Here is a 19,418-nt window from a genome sequence, read left to right on the forward strand (position 1 = left end):
TTCCAAGCAAAAGTGCAAGGAAAAAATTTCGGGACCTTAAAGCCAATTACTTCGTCAGCATCCTTGAAATCACGAGGCGTTGGATTTCCTGCGTGCCCTCATAGATTTGCGTGATTTTCGCATCGCGCATAAACCGTTCGACCGGATAATCCTTCGTGTAGCCATAGCCTCCGAATACCTGCACCGCTTCCGTCGTGACCTTCATGGCGGTATCGCCGGCAAAAAGCTTCGCCATTGCGGATGCTTTACTGTATGGGAGGCCTTCCGATTCCAGCCAGGCAGCCTGGTAGGTTAATAGCCTTGAAGCTTCCACAGCCGTAGCCATGTCGGCAAGCTTAAAGGAAATCCCCTGGTTCGCGCCGATTGGCTTGCCGAACTGGTGGCGTTCTTTTGCGTATTCGACTGCGGCATCAAGCGCTCCCTGGGCAATTCCGACTGCCTGGGCGGCAATGCCGTTCCGTCCCCCATCCAATGTCATCATCGCAACCTTAAAGCCATCTCCCTCGTCACCAAGCCTGTTTTCAATCGGTACACGGCAGTCTTCAAAAATGATTTCAGTCGTTGGCGATGAGCGGATCCCTAATTTCTTTTCTTTTTTCCCAACCGAGAAGCCCGGAAAGTCCTTTTCTACGATAAACGCGGTTGTCCCTTTTTGCTTACTTGAAGGGTCAGTCAAGGCAAAAACGATGTAAATATCCGCAATGCCGCCGTTAGTGATAAAAATTTTCGAGCCATTCAGCACATAATGATCTCCATCGAGGCGGGCGGTCGTTTTCATGGCGCCCGCATCCGAACCGCTTCCCGGTTCAGTCAGGCCATATGCGCCGATTTTTGATCCTTCCGCCATCGGCCGGAGGTATTTTTGCTTTTGTTCCTCGGAGCCGAATTTGTAGATTGGCCAACCAGCCAGAGATGTGTGCGCAGACAAGGTAACACCCGTCGACGCGCAAACGCGGGAAAGCTCTTCAACTGCGATACAGTACGCAAGGTAATCGCTTCCGATACCGCCATACTCTTCAGGCCATGGAATCCCAGTCAGTCCAAGCTCGGCCATTTTGTCAAAGATCTCCCTGTCGAAACGCTCCTCTTCATCGCGCTCGGCGGCGGTCGGTGCGACTTCGTTTCGTGCAAAGTCCCGGACCATTTTTCGAATCATTTCATGTTCTTCAGTGAGTTTAAAATTCATTGTCGCTTCCCCCTGGCAGATTTGAAATTTAGAAATTATGTTCATCCTCGTATCGTTTGCTTTCGGGACTATGAAGCTGTCACATACGCCCGTAAGCCTTTGTGAAATTCACTAGTTATTTGTAAAATTCACTAGTAAGTGTCTGACACCTGCTACTTTTTCGAAAATTTAATGGCACTAAATCACTAGTCACCCTCTGTCACCACAACGGTCCAAGTCGGCTCCCTACGTTTTAACCAACTCTTTAGAAACCAACTGTAGCCTCTTAATTCAGAAAAAAATTTAGAGCTGCCTGGCGATGACATGCCGCTGGATTTCACTTGTGCCTTCATAGATTTCAGTGACTTTGGCATCTCGGAAATACCGTTCAACCGGGTAGTCCTCGGTATAACCATAACCGCCGAATACTTGAATGGCCTCAGTGGCGGTTTCGACAGCCGTTTTTGAGGCGAAAAGCTTTGCCATTGATGCTTCCTGGCCACATTTGAGCCCTTCTGAACGGAGGGAAGCCGCCCTGTAAACAAGAAGCCTCGCCGCTTCGACAGCCGTAGCCATATCCGCAAGCTTAAAGGCAATTCCCTGTTGCGCGGCGATTGGTTTGCCGAACTGATGGCGTTCCTTCGCATATTCAGTTGCCGCGTTCAAAGCCGCTTCGGCTATACCAAGTGCCTGAGCCCCGATGCCAATCCTGCCGGCGTCTAGGTTCGACATGGCAATCTTGAAGCCCTCTCCCTCAGCGCCAAGGAGGTTTTCGCGTGGAACCTTCATGTCTTCAAATGTCAGCTGGACGGTGCGGGAGCCATGGAGCCCCATCTTTTTTTCGTCCTTGCCGATAATCAGGCCTTTTGTGTCCTTTTCTACAATAAACGCGGAGATCGCATCCTCGGTGGTCCTTGCAAAAACAATATATATATCGGCCTCTCCGCCATTTGTAATAAATACTTTCGCTCCATTCAGGACGTAGGAATCACCGTCAAAGACCGCCTTTGACTTCAAGTTTCCCGCATCCGACCCAGCACCCGGCTCTGTCAGGCAAAAAGCACCAAGCCATTCGCCTGCGGCCATTTTCGGAACATACTTTCGTTTCTGTTCCTCCGTGCCGAAATAAAAGATCGGGTTGGTCCCGACGGAGGTATGGACGGACAAAATGACGCCGACTGCCGCGCTAACCCTCGAAATTTCGTTTATGGCAATTATGTAGGACATAAAATCCATCCCCGCACCGCCATATTCTTCAGGAACAGGAATGCCCATCAGGCCAAGCTCGCCCATTTTTTCCAGGACTCCCCTGGGAAACTCCCCCTGTTCCATTTTTTCGACAAAAGGAGCAATCTCTTTTTCCGCAAAATCGCGGACCATTTTCCTCATCATTTCCTGCTCATCTGTAAACCGGATATCCATCCGCCATCCCCCTCCTGAGCTGTTTTTCCTTTAGATTCACGCATTCAGCATCACACCGGCCAAATCCGGGAAGCCATTTATACAAATCATTTCCCGGCCATGGCAAAAATGCTTTCGCCTACTAGGTAAAGGCCACCTATTTCTGCTGGTAATTATAGAAGCCGCGGCCTGTCTTTTTGCCAAGCCAGCCGGCTTTCACGTATTTCCTCAAAAGTGGGCACGGACGGTATTTGCTGTCGCCAAAACCCTCATAAAGCGTTTCCATAATATAGAGGCATGTATCAAGCCCGATAAAATCAGCGAGTGTCAATGGCCCCATCGGGTGGTTCATGCCAAGTTTCATGACATCATCAATTGCTTCCTTTGTCGCTACGCCTTCATACAGTGCATAGATGGCTTCATTGATCATCGGCATGAGGATCCGGTTTGAGACAAAGCCCGGGAAGTCGTTCACTTCGACCGGCACTTTATTTAGTACCCTCGTCATTTCCTCGATTTCCTGGTAGACCTCGTCCGACGTTGCAAGTCCACGGATGATTTCAACCAGTTTCATGACCGGCACCGGATTCATGAAATGCATGCCAATGACTTTTTCCGGTCTGTCTGTCTCCGCTGCGATTTCTGTAATCGGCAGCGAGGAAGTGTTGGTCGCAAGAATAGCATGCCCGGGTGCGATTTTGTCAAGCTTGCGGAAAAGATCAGCCTTCACGCCCATGTTCTCCACAGCAGCCTCAATGATCAGGTCTACCCCGGCCGCATCTTCAAGCGACGTGGATGCCGAAATGCGGGATAGGGTTTCTTCCCTCACAGTCGCCTCGAGTTTCCCCTTCTCCACGGCGCGATCAAGATTCTTTTTGATTCCGTTCAAGCCTTTTTCGACTTGCCCATTGCTTAAATCGTTCAGGATGACAGTATATCCGGACTGGGCGCATACTTGGGCAATACCGGAACCCATCTGCCCGGCTCCGATTACCATTACGTTTTTAATCGCCATGTGTTTTTCCCTCCAAATAAGGCGGGGGAGCAGTTCCGCCCGCCTCTGAATCTTGTATTCTATTGTTTCGGCACTTCAACCATGATGGCATCGCCCTGTCCGCCTCCGCTGCAGATCGCGGCGATCCCGATTCCTCCGCCCCGCCTTTTCAGTTCGTGCATCAGCGTCACGATGATCCGTGCACCGCTCGCGCCAATTGGATGCCCGAGAGCGACGGCTCCGCCATTGACATTGACTTTTTCAGGATCAAGGCCGGCGATTTTATTACTTGCGAGCGCAACAGCCGAGAAAGCTTCGTTAATCTCAAACAAGTCGATTTCCTCAAGTGATCGCCCTGTTTTTTCCAAAAGGGCATTAATGACAAGGCCCGGCGTTTGCGGGAAGTCCTTCGCCTCTACGCCGACCGATGTATGCCCAAGTATTACAGCGCCAATGTTCCTGCCCTCGCGGTTCGCGCGTTCTTCGCTCATCAGCACGAGTGCGGCGGCGCCATCGTTAATGCCAGGCGCGTTCCCTGCGGTAATTGTTCCATCTTTATCAAAAGCAGGTTTCAGTGAACCTAGCTTTTCAATTGTCGTGTCTTTCCTTGGCGATTCGTCGTGCTCAACCACTATAGGCTCGCCCTTTCGCTGCGGAACGGATACAGGGACAATCTCTTCCGCCAGGATTCCTTTTTCAATCGCAACATTGGCAAGATGATGGCTCCTTAATGCCCAAAGGTCCTGCTCATCCCGGGTAATGCCCATTTCAGAAGCTGTGGAATTCCCGTATGTCCCCATATGGACGCCAGTATAGCTGCAGCTAAGTCCGTCCACCAGGAGAAGATCCTGCATTGGGGCATCACCCATCCGGAAACCCCAACGCGCTTTCGGCAAGATATACGGAGCGTTGCTCATCGACTCCATCCCGCCCGCGACAATGACTTCCTCGTCACCAGCCCGGATGATCTGGTCGGCGATGGTGACGCTCCTCATCCCGGAAGCGCATACCTTGTTGATTGTTTCCGTGCGGACTTCCCACGGAATTCCGGCATGGCGGGCAGCCTGCCTTGACGGAAGCTGGCCCTGTCCGCCCTGAAGGACGGAGCCAAGAATGACTTCACCAACATCTTCCGGGTTGATGCCCGCGCGCGCAAGGGCTTCCTTGACCGCAATTCCCCCTAGTTGTGATGCTGTAAAGCTGCTAAGAGCCCCTCCAAATTTCCCAAATGGTGTGCGTACTCCGCTTAAAATAACTGTCCTGGCCATTCCATCTACCCCTTTGCAGTTTTTTAGCAAACAATCTCCAAAGTCCTCTTAATGCTGTGACCAAAAACCTTGTTTCCTTTTCTTACCGGTGGGAGGCGGCGACTGAACGCTCGCTCAACCTACGGGTAAAATAATGAAAGCGCTTAATCCCTTAAGAATAATTTTACAGCAAAAAAAGCAGGAACTGAAATTTCAGACACAAGATTCATAATTTTTAAGGAATTTGCGCCAATCAGTCCTGCTTTCTTTTAAAAAGCCCAGTGCAATTCTATGATACGAGCGTGGCTGGTTCACCAACGACCGAGCGCTCAAGCAATTCTGCGACATCGTACGTTCCGACGCTTTCTTCCACTTCCTTTGCTTTCGTCCCGTCGGATAGCATAGTCAGGCAGTATGGGCAGCCCGAGGAGATGATGGACGGATTGACGGCCAGTGCCTGGTCTGTCCGGGCGACATTGATCCTGTGTCCGGTTTCTTCTTCCATCCACATCAAGCCCCCTCCCGCTCCGCAGCACATCCCATTCTCACGGTTGCGGTCCATCTCAACAAGCTTGACGCCGGGGATTGCCTTTAGGATTTCCCGAGGCGCATCGTATACTTCGTTGTAGCGGCCAAGGTAGCAGGAGTCGTGGAATGTGATTGTTTCACGCACTTCATGCCTAGGCACGAGCCTGCCTTCCCGAATGAGGTCGAATAATAGCTCTGTATGGTGGAGAACTTCAGCCTCGAGACCGAAATCCGGATACTCGTTTTTGAAAATATTGTAGGCGTGCGGATCGATCGTCACGATTTTCTTGACTTCGTTCTTCTCAAATTCCTCGATATTTTTCACCGCAAGCTCCTGGAAAAGAAATTCGTTCCCGAGGCGGCGCGGTGTATCACCGGAGTTTTTCTCCTTGTTCCCAAGAATAGCGAATTTGACGCCCGCCTCATTTAGGAGCTTCGCAAAGGAAAGGGCGATTTTCTGGCTTCGATTGTCATACGAGCCCATCGACCCGACCCAGAACAGATACTCGAACTCCTCGCCAGCCTTCTTTACCTCTTTAACCGTAGGCACATGGACATCCTCACGGGCTTCACGCCAATCTTCGCGCTCTTTTCGGTTTAATCCCCATGGGTTGCCTTGGCGCTCGATATTGGTCATTGCACGCTGAGCATCGGGATTCATTTTTCCTTCCGTCAACACGAGGTAGCGGCGCAGGTCGATAATTTTATCAACATGCTCGTTCATAACGGGACACTGGTCCTCACAGTTCCGGCATGTCGTACACGCCCAAAGCTCTTCCTCCGTAATGACATCGCCAATCAAGCTCGGATTATAGGCGGAAGCGGCTGCGGCTTCATCCATGGCAGCTCCCTTTGCGGCAAGCGCAAGCTGATTCCCTTTCGTATTGGCGAACGCGAATGCCGGAACCCATGGCTGCTTTTGCGTAACCGCCGCGCCGTAGTTGGTAAGGTGGTCACGCAGCTTCAGGATGATATCCATCGGCGAAAGCATTTTACCCGTCCCTGTCGCCGGGCACATATTCGTACAGCGGCCGCATTCGACACATGCGTAAAAATCAATCATCTGCAGCTGGTTGAAATCCTCGATTTTCCCTACACCAAAGCTTTCCTGTGTCTCATCTTCGAAATCAATTTTCTTCAGCTTTCCGACAGGGCCGGTTCGGCTGAAATATGTGTTTACCGGGCCAGCAATCAGGTGGGCATGTTTTGACTGAGGTACATACACAAGGAAGGCGAGCAACAGAAGCAAATGGATCCACCACGAAATGTAAAAAGCCCAAATAGCGGCGGTTTTACCCATCCAGCCGAAGCCCGCTGCAATCAGCGAGGCAACTGGCTCGGACCAGCTTCCCTCCGCACCATGCCAAATGATGCCCATCGCATTTCCGAACAGGACAGAAAGCATCAATCCACCAATAAAAATAAGGACAAGCCCCGCTTTGAAATTTCGCTTCAGGCGGACAAGTTTTTCAACATAGCGGCGGTAAAACGCCCATACGACCGCGACAAGAATCATCAGCGTCACAAGTTCCTGGAAGAAGGTAAACCCCCTGTACAGCGGACCAAGCGGGAGCTGCGAACCTGGCTTGATTCCCTTCCAAATAAAATCGATCGCCCCAAATTGGACGAGAATAAAACCATAGAAAAACATGACATGGATAATTCCGCTTTTTTTATCTTTTAAAAGTTTTTTCTGCCCAAACACATTGGACCAGATATTTTGCCAGCGTTCCTTGGCGGCGGCGTCGAATTCAGCCTTCTTGCCAAGCTTGATATAGGCAATCCGCGTTTTGACCACATAGGTAAATAAACTCACTGCGTAAGCGGTTACAATTAGGAACGCAATTAAATTGACCCATAATAGCTCATTCACTAAAAACTCCCCTTCCTTTTCATGTGTTTATACCCTTTAGCCCGTTAGAAGAAAATTTCAAACCTATTTAATTTTCAGAACTATGTATACTTTCATTATATGATGAATGAGCATTCAGTCAACAAATTTATCATCCACCTCAATTCATACAACCCCTGTTTCCGGTAAAAACTATTGGAATAAGAAAAGCGTAAGCGCCCGTTTTTAAAAGAAACGCCATTGCAATCATGGCTATTTTCCGTTTACCCATTTGAAAACAGGAACGGAGGCAGGCTGTATGATTTTCATCCTGGTTATTGCTGGTTTGGCCCTGCTCCTTGCCTGGCTTCCCGTTGACCTTCATTTCGGAAGGGCGAAGCGGTTGAGGGAAACCGGATATTCTCCCCTGCTGAGGCGCAAGGGGACAATCCGGTTTTTTACCAGGGGCAGCGAATTGTTCAAGGATTATTTTACGGAGTTGAGGCATGCTGACCGCTATATTCATGTTTTATTCTACATCGTCAAAGAAGATGCCCGGAGCCAGGAATTTTTCAACCTCCTCCGTGAAAAGGCCCGATCAGGCGTTGAAGTCCGGCTGCTCGTTGACTGGATTGGCAGCATGGCCATAAAAAAAGAAACAATTGCCTCCCTAAAGGAGGAAGGCATCCATTTCGCATTTTCACACAAACCAATGTTCCCCTATTTTTTTTACACCCTCCAGGCAAGGAACCACCGGAAAATAACGATTATTGATGGAAGAATCGGCTATCTTGGAGGATATAACGTGGGGAATGAGTACATTGGCGGCCATCCAAAGCTCTCACCATGGCGGGATTACCACCTGAAGCTTTCCGGCGGTTCTGTCCAGGATCTGCAGGATGTTTTCTTGATGGATTGGAAAGAAGCAGCCGGGGAAGATTTGCGGAACCACCCTATTTATGTTTGTGAAGAAGCTACGGGCCCGGCCGAGCATCTGCTTGTTCCAACCTCTGGTTACCTGCTCGAGGAGACATGCCTGGGACTTTTAAAAGCTGCAAAAGATAGAATCATCATTGGCAGCCCCTATTTCATTCCAAGCAAAAAGCTGTTCGCAGAGCTTCTGGCCTGCCTCGAACGAGGGGTTTCACTCGCCATCATCGTCCCGGGTATCGCCGACCATCCTTTTGTGCAGGAAGGCTCCTACAGGTACCTCCGGAGGCTTATTAAGAATGGCGCGAGGGTATACCAGTACTTTAACGGATTTTACCATGCAAAAACGCTGCTGATCGATGATACCGTCTGTGACATTGGGACAGCGAATTTTGATAAAAGAAGCCTGTTTCTAAACAGCGAAATCAATTGCTATATGTTCGGGCCCGCGCAAATAAACGAAGCCGAGTCCATTTTGGAGGCTGATATCAAGGCATCGAGGGAGCTTGAACTGTCCGTTCTAGAAAAGCCCGATTTTGGGCGCACGGTTATGGAGCTCATTGCCAGGGCGCTTTCGTTGTTTTTATAAGCGACGGTGATGGACGTCCGGATAAGGTTGGGTACACTTTGGCAAGGGGATGATTTTTTTGAAAATACGATTTGGCTATGTATCTACTGCTCTTTCCCTTTGGGAAGCTTCCCCGTCCCGGACGATGACTTTTGCCCGTTACAAGGTTCTTGGGAAAGTGGAGCGGCGGGAAAAACTCCTTGCCATTACCGCGGAAAACTTGTGGAATACAAAACGGATTCTTTATTACAATATCGCCCATGGGATAGATGTGTACCGCTTCTCAAGCTCTATTGTACCGCTTGCAACACACCCTGAGGCCCATTGGGACTATGCCTCCCCTTTTCGGGATGATTGGCTCGATATAGGAGAGCTTGTAAAAAAACACCAGCTCCGGATCAGCTTTCACCCGAACCAGTACACTCTCTTTACGTCGCCGCGCAATGAGGTAACGGCGAATGCTGTCGAGGATATGGAGTACCATTACGGTATGCTTGAATGCATGGGGCTTCAGGAATGGGGAACGATCAACATTCATATTGGGGGGGCTTACGGAGACAAAATCTCCGCTATCAGCCGCTTTCATGAAAATTTGCGTACGCTACCGTCTCCTATCAAGGCGGCGATGACGTTTGAAAATGATGACAAGACCTATACAACTGAAGAAACATTAGCCGTTTGCTTGAAGGAACGGATACCGCTCGCCTTTGATTATCATCATCATATGGCGAATCCGTCAGGCCGCCCTCTTGAGGAGCTTTTGCCGGAGGTTTTTTCGACATGGTCGCATATGGAGCATGTCCCAAAAATCCATGTTTCTTCGCCAAAGTCAGAGAACGCTTTCCGTTCGCATGCGGATCATGTCGATTTGGAATTCATCATGCCATTATTGAAGCTGCTGAGGGAAATTGGCCACGATGTCGATTTCATGATTGAGGCTAAAACAAAGGACCAGGCTTTGTTGAAGCTAGTTCCCGAGGTTGCCGCCATCCGCGGGGTGAAACGGATTGGCGGTGCCGCGATTGAGTGGAATTAAAAGATTTTTTTTTAAAAATCCAAGCCCTAAAAAAGAAGCCTCCATCCGGATAAGCTTCTTTTTTAATGGTTACCGTTCTAGTCTACTTCTTCAATCAAATTCAGAACAGGGACGGTGCGTTCCTGTTCCGGGCTGTCCCGCCAGTAAATCCGGGCCGTCTTTTGTTTTTCGTCAACGTTCTGGATAATGACCCGGCTTCCTTCGTATGTCACCGTAATATTATCCGCTGATTCCATGATTTCCTTTGCGCGGCCTACATTCATGCTACTCACTCCTCACACAAATTCTCTTATTTACTATTTACAGCACGGGCTTTTTCTATCCTATGGAACCAGTTATAGCCGATTAAGTAAAGTGTGGTTTTTTACACAAAAAGCCATGGAAAAAAGCCCCCCGAAAGAGACGGAGGGCCTATTGTGGTCGGCATTACATTTTTTCCGGAGCGGAAACGCCAATTAGGGACAATGCATTTCTCATGGCAATCTGAACAGCCTTTACGAGTGCAAGGCGCGTTTTTGTGCGTTCCTCCTGCTCCTTGTCGACGACCTTCTCGGCATTGTAGAAGCTATGGAAAGTGGACGCCAAATCAAAGACATAATTCGCGATCCGGTGCGGTGTCCGCTTCAGTGCCGCTTCACCGACCGCCTGCGGGAATTCGCCAAGCTTTTTCAGCAGATCGATTTCCTTTTCAGAGCCAATGAGGCTTAAATCGACATCCTTGCTGACTTCAAATCCCTGTTCCGATGCCTGGCGCAGGATGCTCGAAATCCGGGCATGCGCGTACTGGGCATAATAAACCGGGTTGTCGTTCGACTGGGAAACGGCCAAGTCAAGGTCAAAGTCCATATGTGTATCAGCGCTGCGCATCGCGAAGAAGTAGCGGGTTGCATCAAGGCCGACTTCCTCGACAAGGTCGCGCATGGTGACCGCCTTGCCGGTTCGTTTGCTCATCTTCATTTTCTCGCCATTTTTATACAAATGGACTAGCTGGATAATCTCCACTTCAAGAACATCTTTGTCATAGCCAAGCGCCTGGATGGCCGCCTTCATTCGCGGGATATAGCCGTGGTGGTCAGCGCCCCACACGTTGATGAGCTTTTCAAAACCGCGGTCGAGCTTGTCCTTATGATAGGCGAGATCCGGAGTCAGGTAGGTGTACGACCCGTCCTGCTTGATCAACACCCGGTCCTTGTCGTCGCCGAACGGAGTCGAGCGCAGCCAGGTAGCTCCTTCTTCCTCATAAATATGGCCATTGTCGCGGAGCGTTTTCAAAGCGGCGTCGATTTTCCCATTATGGTACAAAGAAGTCTCGGAATACCAAACGTCGAATTCTACGCGGAAATCCTTAAGGTCCTTCTTAAGCTTCGCCATTTCGTATTTCAGGCCATATTCGCGGAAAAAGTTGAAGCGTTCCTCTTCCGGCTCATGGACAAACCTCTCGCCAAACTCTTCCGCAAGTTTCTTTCCAATCCCCTTAATGTCCTCGCCATGGTAGCCGTCCTCCGGCATTTCCTTGTCAAGGCCGAGCGCCTGGAAATAACGCGCCTCAACGGATAGAGCCAAATTGTTGATCTGGTTTCCGGCATCATTAATATAGTATTCGCGCGAAACATCGTAGCCCGCCTTGGCAAGGATGTTGGAAAGCGAGTCCCCGACAGCCGCGCCCCTGGCATGGCCAAGGTGCAGGTCTCCCGTCGGGTTGGCGGAAACGAATTCAACCTGGATTTTTTGTCCGTTTCCGACATTCGTTTCTCCGTACTTGCCGCCGGCGTCCAAAATAGTTGGAATCAGCCCTGTCAGGTAGCTATTATCCATGTAAAAATTAATGAACCCCGGCCCTGCGAGTTCGATTTTTTCGATTGAAGCTTTTGAGCGGTCAAACTGTTCAACAATTGCTTCAGCAATAACACGGGGCGCTTTTTTCGCCACGCGCGCCAGCTGCATCGCCATGTTGGTCGAATAGTCGCCGTGCGCTTTTTCCTTAGGGACTTCCAGAATCACTTCTGGAAGCTGTTCTTCAGAAGCAAGGCCGGCTTTCAGGACGGCTGCTTTGATTTCCTGTTTCAGGTTGTGCTGGACCTGTTCAACTAAATTCATTCCATTTCCTCCTCAAACGTTATCGCCAAGCTATATGTACCCGCGGGCGAGCCCGCAATCTGCAAGTCGTATTTCAGCATGAACATGCCGCCGCGGCCGTTTTCCCTGATCGCCTGGGCAAGCCTGTCCGTTACAGCTGCAACGGGAAGCGTACCATATTGGGTATTGTAGCTGCCCCGTGTTTCCTCGCCGAGTCTAAATGGCATTCTCATTTTCACAGCGCCGCTTCTCAGGAGCAGTGCTTCCCCGCTGTCCATTTTTAAAATGGTGCGGATGCTTCCCTCTTCCAAAATTTCCTCGTATTGAAGATAGACGCCACTTCCCTTTTTGTAAAAAAAGCCGTTAGCGCCAGTTGTGTATTCATCCTTCACACCGGATTGGACAATCGAGGTGCTGACGGTCACTGTAACAGGAATCGGGTCCATCCGGTTCCACTCCTTTTTCATCCCTTATAAATAAAAAATTATATCATGAAAGTTTACACAGCTCTACCTGCTTGAAGCAGTATCACTTTATTATAGCTTTCAACGGCTGACAATTCAAAAAGCGCCTGCTTCATGGAAGAAACAGGCACTAGATGTTTGGTAGCACGACAGTGAATTACTCAAAATGCGGTGGGTGTGACCCAACTTGGGATGAGCGACAAAGATTAGCCAAAATCACGATAAGGTGTCGCTCAAATCCAGATGAGCGACAAAGATTCAGCTAGACCCTGAAAAGGTGTCACTTAAATCAAGATGAGTGACAAAGATTCGGCTAAATCCTGAAAAGGTGTCGCTCAAATCAAGATGAGCGACAAAGATTCAGCTAAATCCTGAAAAGGTGTCGCTCAAATCAAGATGAGCGACAAAGATTCAGCTAAATCCTGAAAAGGTGTCGCTCAAATCAAAATGAGCGACAAAGATTCTGCTAAATCCTGAAAAGGTGTCGCTCAAATCAAAATGAGCGACAAAGATTCAGCTAAATCCTGAAAAGGTGTCGCTCAAACCAAAATGAGTGACATTGTCCAGCCAAAACCCAGAATCGATGTCACTCAAATCCGAATTAGCAGGCCCAACCTACTTCACCCAGCCAAGCAGCATTTCGCGGATGAGCTTGCTTGCGGTGTTGGCGGTTTGTTCGGAGTTGTCGTAAATTGGTGCAACTTCGACGAGGTCCCCCCCCACAACCTTCACTTCGGATCGTGCGATTTCATGGATAGAAGCGAGCAGTTCACGGGACGTAATGCCGCCAGCATCTACTGTTCCAGTGCCTGGCGCATGTGCCGGGTCGAGGACGTCAATGTCAATCGTGACATAAACCGGGCGTCCGGCTAGCTTCGGCAAAATTTCCTTCAATGGCTCCAGGACCTCGAATTTCGAAATATGCATGCCGGCGTTCTTCGCCCAATCGAATTCTTCCTTCATACCGGACCGGATGCCAAAGGAATACACATTTGAGGGCCCGATCAGCTCCGCAATTTTTCGGATTGGGGTCGAGTGGGATAACGGCTCGCCTTCATACTCTTCGCGGAGGTCGGTATGCGCATCCATGTGAATGATGGCAAGATCCGGATATTTTTTGTAGACAGCCTTCATGACAGGCCAGGATACCAGATGCTCTCCGCCCATACCAAGCGGAAATTTTCCCTCTGTAAGAACCTTATCGACAAAGTCCTCAATGATATCTAAGCTTCGCTGTGGGTTCCCGAACGGAAGCGGAATGTCTCCGGCATCGAAATACTTTACATCATCAAGCTCGCGGTCAAGGTACGGGCTGTATTCTTCCAGGCCGATTGAAACCTCGCGAATCCTTGCTGGGCCGAAACGCGAACCGGGGCGGTAGCTGACCGTCCAGTCCATCGGCATCCCGTACAGGACAGCTTTGCTCTCTTGAAAGTTTGGATGGCTCTTAATAAATACGTTTCCTGAATAAGCTTCGTCAAATCGCATAGCACAACATCCTTTCCGGCACAACGAGAGGGAGACCACGCCTCCCTCCGCAGTGCTTCATTCTTTTTTACAAAGGCCTGTTTAAACATCGGCCAAAAAAACTTCTACTTAACCAAATCCCCAACAAATTTAGGCAAGACAAACGCCGCTTTGTGTAGTTCCTTTGTATAATACTTTGTTTCGATATCATGGAAACGGTCATCGGAAACCTCAAGCGGATCGTATTTCTTGGAGCCGATTGTGAAAGCCCACATTCCGCTTGGATAGGTTGGGATGTTGGCAATGTACAAGCGGGTGATCGGGAAAATTTCCTTTACATCACGCTGGACGTCACGAATAAGATCGGCTTTGAACCAAGGATTGTCGGACTGGGCGACAAATATGCCGTCCTCCTTCAACGCCTTTGAAATGCCCGCATAGAAGCCTTTTGTGAACAGATTCACCGCCGGGCCAACCGGTTCGGTAGAGTCAACCATGATGACATCGTAGGCATTTTCGCTCTCGGCGATATGCATGAAACCGTCGCCAACCTTTACGTCGACTCGCGGATCATCTAGCTTGCCTGCGATTTCCGGCAAGTATTTCTTCGAATACTCAATAACCTTGCCGTCAATGTCAACAAGGGTCGCTTTTTTTACCTGTGGATGCTTTAGCACTTCACGGATAACGCCTCCGTCGCCGCCTCCGACAACAAGGACATTTTCCGGATTTGGATGCGTGAACAACGGAACGTGCGCAACCATTTCGTGGTAGACGAACTCGTCCTTAATGGACGTCATTACCATTCCGTCAAGCAGGAGCATATTTCCCCATTCTTCCGTTTCAACCATTTCAAGCATTTGAAAATCTGTCTGTTCTGTATGTAATGTGCGTTTTACCTTCATCGTAATTCCAAAGTTTTCGGTCTGTTTTTCCGTAAACCAAAGTCCAGCCATTTCCATCTTCCTTTCAAAATAGAATTTGCATAGAATTGCAGCCACTGGCCGCCCAAAAAAAGCCGCCGTTTCTACTGCTATACTTCCCTAACTCATTAATTGCAAACATGAGAAAAAGTATAGAGGAATCCGGCAAAAAAGCAAGAAATATTTTGAAGCTTTCCAGCCCTTAATGTTTAAAAACCAACCATTTCTTTCATACTGTTGATACAGCCCGGGATGGGCGAATTTTTCCAAAGGAAATGCAAATGGGGTGAATGCATGGAAACCATTACTGGGCATGGGTTTAAACGAGTCGTGAAATATTTGCGGGCGGCCGCTTTTCTTGGTTTGTTCGGTTCCGCGCTTTTGGCGGTTGCGGCCCTGCTTTTGATTATGTACGTCAAGGTGCTTGGCGCTCCCCCACTGGCAGTCCCCCAGTCCACCCTCTATTTTGCCGAGGACGGAACGATTATCGGTGAAACCAATTATGGGCAGAAACGGTACTGGGTGCCGCTAAAAGAGATATCGCCCTATTTGGTTGACGCGACAATTTCAATTGAAGACAGGAAGTTTTACGAGCACAGCGGCTTCGACCTGAAACGGATTGCCGGCGCCGCCATAGCAGATATTAAGGCGTTCAGCAAAGTCCAGGGCGCAAGTACCGTCACGATGCAATATGCCAGGAACCTGTTCCTGGAGCATGATAAAACTTGGGCCAGGAAAATCCGGGAAGCCCTATACGCAATACGACTTGAAATGAACTATTCCAAGGAGCAAATCCTTGAGGGTTATTTAAATACAATCTATTACGGAAATCGGGCTTATGGCATCCAGGCAGCGAGCCAGTACTATTTTGGCAAAGACGCTTCTGAATTATCCCTCGCGGAAGCATCAATGCTTGCAGGCATACCAAAAGGGCCGGGCGCTTTTTCGCCTTTCGCCTCAATGGAACGCGCAAAGCAGCGGCAGGGCATTATTTTAAAAGCAATGGTGATAAATGGCTATATCAAAAGCGGGGATGCAGAAAAAGCTTACGCCGCGGAATTGGAGCTGACGGGAAGGGATCCTCATCGTGAATTAAAGGCAGCCCCGTATTTCCAGGACGCAGTCGCGAATGCATTGAGGAATGATCTCGGCCTGAATGAGCGGGCCATTGCGCTTGGGGGCTTAAGGGTTTATACGACCATTGACCCGAAACAGCAGGAAACGGCCGAAAAACAAATTCAGTCAGTTGTCTCCCCGGACTCCGACATTCAGGCGGCCCTTGTAGCGATTGATCCGAAGAATGGCCATGTGAAGGCGATGGCCGGAGGACGCGATTATGAAAAAAGCCCGTACAACCGGGCCGTCCAGGCAATCCGGGCACCTGGCTCGACAATCAAGCCGCTCCTCTATTATGCGGCGCTCGGGCAAGGCTACACGCCTTCAACGCTAATCCGGAGCGAGCCAACAACATTCAGGTTTGAAAATGGCAGCCCCGACTATACGCCGCGCAATTACAATAATAAGTATGCGGACGGAGAGATCACGCTTGCCCAGGCACTTGCGGTCTCCGACAATGTATATGCCGTCAAGACCCATCTGTTCCTTGGAGAGGATGCACTTGTTGAAACCGCGAAGGATTTCGGCATCACAACCAAGCTCGCAAAAGTCCCTTCACTCGCGCTTGGGACATCAGGGGTACGGGTCATTGAAATGGCCAACGCCTACAGCATGTTCGCCAATGGCGGCAAAAAGGTCGAACCGACGCTGATAACCCGGGTGGAAACGGCAGACGGGAAACTGCTCTACGAAAAAGATGAACAGGATGAACTGGTTTTAGACCCTGCGAGAGCCTATGTGATGACCCAGATGTTGACAGGTACATTTGACACCAAACTGAATGGCTATACGACAGTCACCGGGAGTACCATTGCTAAAGGAATGACCAGGCCATACGCCGGTAAATCCGGGTCAACTCCGACCGATAGCTGGATGATTGGTTTTACCCCTCAGCTCGTTTCCGCGGTATGGACCGGCTATGATGATGCCAGGGAAATTACCAATGTCCCAGAAAAATCATACGCGAAACAAATTTGGGTCCGATTCATGGAGGAAGCATTGCACGGAAAGCCAGTTAAGGGGTTCAAGCAGCCACGGGACGGCGTAACGGGCGTTTACATCGATCCAGCAAACGGAAAACTCGCGGTGAAGGAATGCCCGATCCGCCGCTTTACCTACTTTGTCACTGGGACAGAACCGGTTGAATACTGCACCGATCACCTCGAACATACACAGGAAATGGATGCGAAAACGGATAAAGGCGGTAAGTCGTGGTACAGGCGGCTTTGGGATTGGGGAGACTAGCAAGGATCATCCGTTCGTCCATTGGCAATACGCAAAAAGAGCCGTCCAGCATAACGCTGGCGGCTCTTTTCATAAACAACCCCGGTCACTCTGCTAACCACAGCGGGGCCGGGGTTGAACAAATCCCCACTACTGAAAGTTTCACTTTATCCTACGGCAAGGCCGTTTTTCAGTTCTTCCGACGAATTTTCCCAAAAAGCTTCGTTATGCGCCTTGAGGAAGCCGGCGAGAATCTTTTTCGACTTGTCGTCCATGTGGCCGACGATAATCTGGCGCTTCAGCGATTTGTCCATTCTGTTCACATGCTCCGGAAGCGACTTGTACCCCCGGCGGATTTCGCGGTTAACAGTCATTTCGCAGGCGGTAACCCCCGCGTAATAAGGGCCGTTTTCATTCCGGTCAATCGTCACCCAAATGAGCCAATACGGCTTCGCATTTGGAACATCTTCCTTATTCGGCAGAAATTTAATTCCCTTTTCAACAACACTGCGCGCATGCATGGCCCCAACATCGATGGCCGCCTCCCCTTCTTCAACATCGATGATGACAGGAGAGACATTGTCAAGGGAAAGTACGCCTTTCCCAAAGCCTTTATGATTATCAAGGGGATCGGTCTTGATAATGTTGAATGCAACCTTTTTCTTTTTTTCTTCCATTCTAAAACAACCTCCCTGCGACAGCGCTAAAAAATATCTCTAGATAAAGAACGATAAGAAAAATTGGTACATCCCTTCCGCAATAGCGGGAAGAATGACCCGAAACACCGGCCAGATTGTATAGTCGCCAAGCGGCGTTATAACCAGGATTAGAAAGATGAGCGTACCGTACTGCTCATACTGGGTCATTTTTGCCCGGATGCCGTTTGGTGCCAAATCCTCAACAATCCGGTAACCGTCAAGCGGCGGCAGCGGCATAAGGTTAAAAACGAACAGAACGAGATTAAGCCAAATGAACGTGTTCAAAAACGCAATCATCGTTTCAGCGTAAGCACCGTCAGCCGCGAAGCGCCCGATGCTGAAAAAAACGAGGAAGCCGATTGAAGCAAGAATCAAGTTGCTTATAGGCCCCATAACGGAAACAAGGATACCCGCCAGGCGGGGGTTTTTAAAAAAGAACCGATTGACCGGGACAGGGCGCGCCCAGCCGAACCCTACAACAAAAATCATGATGGCGCCAATCGGGTCGATATGTTTAATGGGGTTGAGCGTTAGCCTTCCCTGGTTTTTCGCGGTATTGTCACCGAATTTCCAGGCGGTGTAGGCATGGGCAAATTCATGCACCGAAAACGCGATCACCAGGGTCAGAGCTGCGAAAACGAATTTTTCAAGCGTATTATATGGAAACAGACTCAAATTTTTTCCCCCTGTACTGTAAGGTTCTGGATAGGCTGAATCAAGATTGATTTTTGGTAACGAAACATGCACCTATCTGAATTTATATGGCTTCTTCCCTCAAGTATACACGATAAAAGCCGGAAATTGAAAACCGCCTGCCACCTGCTTGCGGTTTTTCTCTGTTTATGGAAAACTGTTAGTACGTACTTAAGAGGAGGAATGACACATGCCAATCGTAACAGTCAAAATGCTTGAAGGTCGTACCGATGAACAGAAAAAGGCGCTTGTTGCAAAAGTAACCGAAGCCGTCGTTGAAACTGCCGGCGCTCCGAAGGAAAACGTCACCGTCATCATTGAAGAAATGGCGAAAAACCATTATGCCAAAGCAGGCGTCAGGGCAAGCGACCAATAGGCCTTGATCGGAGCGGCCAATCCGGAAATCCGGGTATATTCTCCGTTAATAACAGTGAAACCAAACATTAAAGCCAAAAAGCTAAGCCCTTATTGGAGCTTAGCTTTTTCTTTTAGTAGACGGATATAATCGTACGCCTCTTCAATTTCTTCTTCCGTGTAGCGCTGGCTACTTTTAAGGGTGAATACTTTTTCGGCAACCTCCGGGCGCTCCAAATTATCAAAGTAAAGGACAGTTGAAACGAGTTCAAGGAATCTTGCATTCTGGCTGTTCATGTCGGTTAAGCAATCGGACAGATTCGGCATTTCGATTTGGCTCATGCCGAGAAATTCCTTGCCCGCTTCGGTCAGGCAGTAGCGGTACTGGCTGTAGCCGCCCTTGTTTTCCTTGCATTCCTCCAGGAAACCCATGTTGCAGAGCTCTTCCACCCTGAGTGTCAATTCCTCCGAATAAGGCCCATAAAAATGGAACTGGAACCGCTCCTGGAAAGGGAAAGCCAATTTTTTGGCAATGAAAATCATTTTCTGTAGTTTCTTTCTCCCGATAATCTCGCCGGAAACCATTACTGCATGCATTAGCCTTGCATGATCATTTAACAAACCTCTTCAACTCCTGCTCCCCTTTAAAGGGCTGTCTTAAATCCAGCTGTTGATTGCCGCTGCACCCCCGCCGGAGTAGGTG

17 protein-coding genes are annotated in these 19,418 nt (G+C 49.4%); 4 read left to right on the forward strand and 13 right to left on the reverse strand.

Features of this window, described 5'->3' with window-relative positions:
• Positions 1-46: 46 nt before the first annotated feature.
• The 5 genes from V1499_RS21800 to V1499_RS21820 all read right to left on the reverse strand — a co-directional run bounded on the left by V1499_RS21800 (position 47) and on the right by V1499_RS21820 (position 7,208).
• A complete protein-coding gene (locus V1499_RS21800) occupies positions 47-1,186 on the reverse strand; it encodes an acyl-CoA dehydrogenase (RefSeq protein ID WP_409272533.1) in 1,140 nt (379 codons plus the stop codon).
• Between the two features lie 282 nt (positions 1,187-1,468).
• A complete protein-coding gene (locus V1499_RS21805) occupies positions 1,469-2,587 on the reverse strand; it encodes an acyl-CoA dehydrogenase (protein ID WP_409272534.1) in 1,119 nt (372 codons plus the stop codon).
• A gap of 136 nt (positions 2,588-2,723) precedes the next feature.
• Positions 2,724-3,581 carry a 3-hydroxybutyryl-CoA dehydrogenase gene (locus tag V1499_RS21810; RefSeq protein ID WP_409272536.1) on the reverse strand — a complete coding sequence of 286 codons (858 nt, stop codon included), beginning with the start codon at positions 3,579-3,581 and terminating at the stop codon, positions 2,724-2,726.
• A 59-nt stretch (positions 3,582-3,640) separates the two neighbouring features.
• The gene (locus V1499_RS21815; protein WP_409272538.1) at positions 3,641-4,828 is read right to left on the reverse strand and encodes an acetyl-CoA C-acetyltransferase; all 1,188 of its coding nucleotides are present in this window, start codon (positions 4,826-4,828) and stop codon (positions 3,641-3,643) included.
• Positions 4,829-5,096: 268 nt separating this feature from the next.
• Positions 5,097-7,208, reverse strand: coding sequence for a (Fe-S)-binding protein (locus V1499_RS21820; protein WP_409272539.1), 2,112 nt, complete (start codon positions 7,206-7,208; stop codon positions 5,097-5,099).
• 277 nt (positions 7,209-7,485) lie between these two features.
• On the opposite strand from V1499_RS21820, the gene V1499_RS21825 reads away from it, so the two are divergent.
• Together V1499_RS21825 and uvsE are read left to right on the forward strand one after the other, a co-directional pair.
• Positions 7,486-8,685 carry a phospholipase D-like domain-containing protein gene (locus tag V1499_RS21825; protein ID WP_409272541.1) on the forward strand — a complete coding sequence of 400 codons (1,200 nt, stop codon included), beginning with the start codon at positions 7,486-7,488 and terminating at the stop codon, positions 8,683-8,685.
• A gap of 58 nt (positions 8,686-8,743) precedes the next feature.
• Positions 8,744-9,700, forward strand: a complete 957-nt coding sequence (gene uvsE, locus V1499_RS21830; RefSeq protein WP_409272542.1) for a UV DNA damage repair endonuclease UvsE — start codon at positions 8,744-8,746, stop codon at positions 9,698-9,700.
• A 77-nt stretch (positions 9,701-9,777) separates the two neighbouring features.
• Here uvsE and V1499_RS21835 read toward each other — a convergent pair whose 3' ends face one another.
• The 5 genes from V1499_RS21835 to speE all read right to left on the reverse strand — a co-directional run bounded on the left by V1499_RS21835 (position 9,778) and on the right by speE (position 14,663).
• A complete protein-coding gene (locus V1499_RS21835) occupies positions 9,778-9,963 on the reverse strand; it encodes an H-type small acid-soluble spore protein (protein ID WP_409272544.1) in 186 nt (61 codons plus the stop codon).
• A 163-nt stretch (positions 9,964-10,126) separates the two neighbouring features.
• Complete coding sequence (argS, locus tag V1499_RS21840) at positions 10,127-11,797, reverse strand: arginine--tRNA ligase (RefSeq protein WP_409272546.1); 1,671 nt, start codon at positions 11,795-11,797, stop codon at positions 10,127-10,129.
• Positions 11,794-12,222 (reverse strand): DUF1934 domain-containing protein, encoded by a 429-nt coding sequence (locus V1499_RS21845; RefSeq protein ID WP_409272548.1) that lies wholly within the window; start codon positions 12,220-12,222, stop codon positions 11,794-11,796. The genes argS and V1499_RS21845 overlap by 4 nt, the downstream gene beginning before the upstream one ends.
• Before the next feature lie 633 nt (positions 12,223-12,855).
• A complete protein-coding gene (gene speB, locus V1499_RS21850; RefSeq protein WP_409272549.1) occupies positions 12,856-13,728 on the reverse strand; it encodes an agmatinase in 873 nt (290 codons plus the stop codon).
• Positions 13,729-13,832: 104 nt separating this feature from the next.
• Positions 13,833-14,663, reverse strand: a complete 831-nt coding sequence (speE, locus tag V1499_RS21855; protein WP_409272551.1) for a spermidine synthase — start codon at positions 14,661-14,663, stop codon at positions 13,833-13,835.
• A 261-nt stretch (positions 14,664-14,924) separates the two neighbouring features.
• Here speE and V1499_RS21860 point away from each other — a divergent pair, with 261 nt between their 5' ends.
• Positions 14,925-16,991, forward strand: a complete 2,067-nt coding sequence (locus V1499_RS21860; RefSeq protein ID WP_409272553.1) for a transglycosylase domain-containing protein — start codon at positions 14,925-14,927, stop codon at positions 16,989-16,991.
• Between the two features lie 146 nt (positions 16,992-17,137).
• Here the strand turns inward: V1499_RS21860 and V1499_RS21865 are convergent, their stop codons facing one another.
• Both V1499_RS21865 and V1499_RS21870 read right to left on the reverse strand, forming a co-directional pair.
• Positions 17,138-17,647 (reverse strand): YwhD family protein, encoded by a 510-nt coding sequence (locus V1499_RS21865; protein ID WP_316572210.1) that lies wholly within the window; start codon positions 17,645-17,647, stop codon positions 17,138-17,140.
• Positions 17,648-17,686: 39 nt separating this feature from the next.
• Complete coding sequence (locus V1499_RS21870) at positions 17,687-18,343, reverse strand: site-2 protease family protein (protein ID WP_409272555.1); 657 nt, start codon at positions 18,341-18,343, stop codon at positions 17,687-17,689.
• Between the two features lie 208 nt (positions 18,344-18,551).
• On the opposite strand from V1499_RS21870, the gene V1499_RS21875 reads away from it, so the two are divergent.
• The gene (locus V1499_RS21875) at positions 18,552-18,737 is read left to right on the forward strand and encodes a 2-hydroxymuconate tautomerase (protein ID WP_409272557.1); all 186 of its coding nucleotides are present in this window, start codon (positions 18,552-18,554) and stop codon (positions 18,735-18,737) included.
• An 89-nt stretch (positions 18,738-18,826) separates the two neighbouring features.
• Here V1499_RS21875 and V1499_RS21880 read toward each other — a convergent pair whose 3' ends face one another.
• Positions 18,827-19,336: a YwgA family protein gene (locus V1499_RS21880; RefSeq protein WP_409272558.1), complete on the reverse strand. Its 510-nt coding sequence runs from the start codon at positions 19,334-19,336 to the stop codon at positions 18,827-18,829.
• Positions 19,337-19,418: the final 82 nt, after the last annotated feature.

Origin of the sequence: Neobacillus oceani (assembly GCF_046237595.1) — a bacterium.
Taxonomy (GTDB): domain Bacteria; phylum Bacillota; class Bacilli; order Bacillales; family Cytobacillaceae; genus Bacillus_D; species Bacillus_D oceani.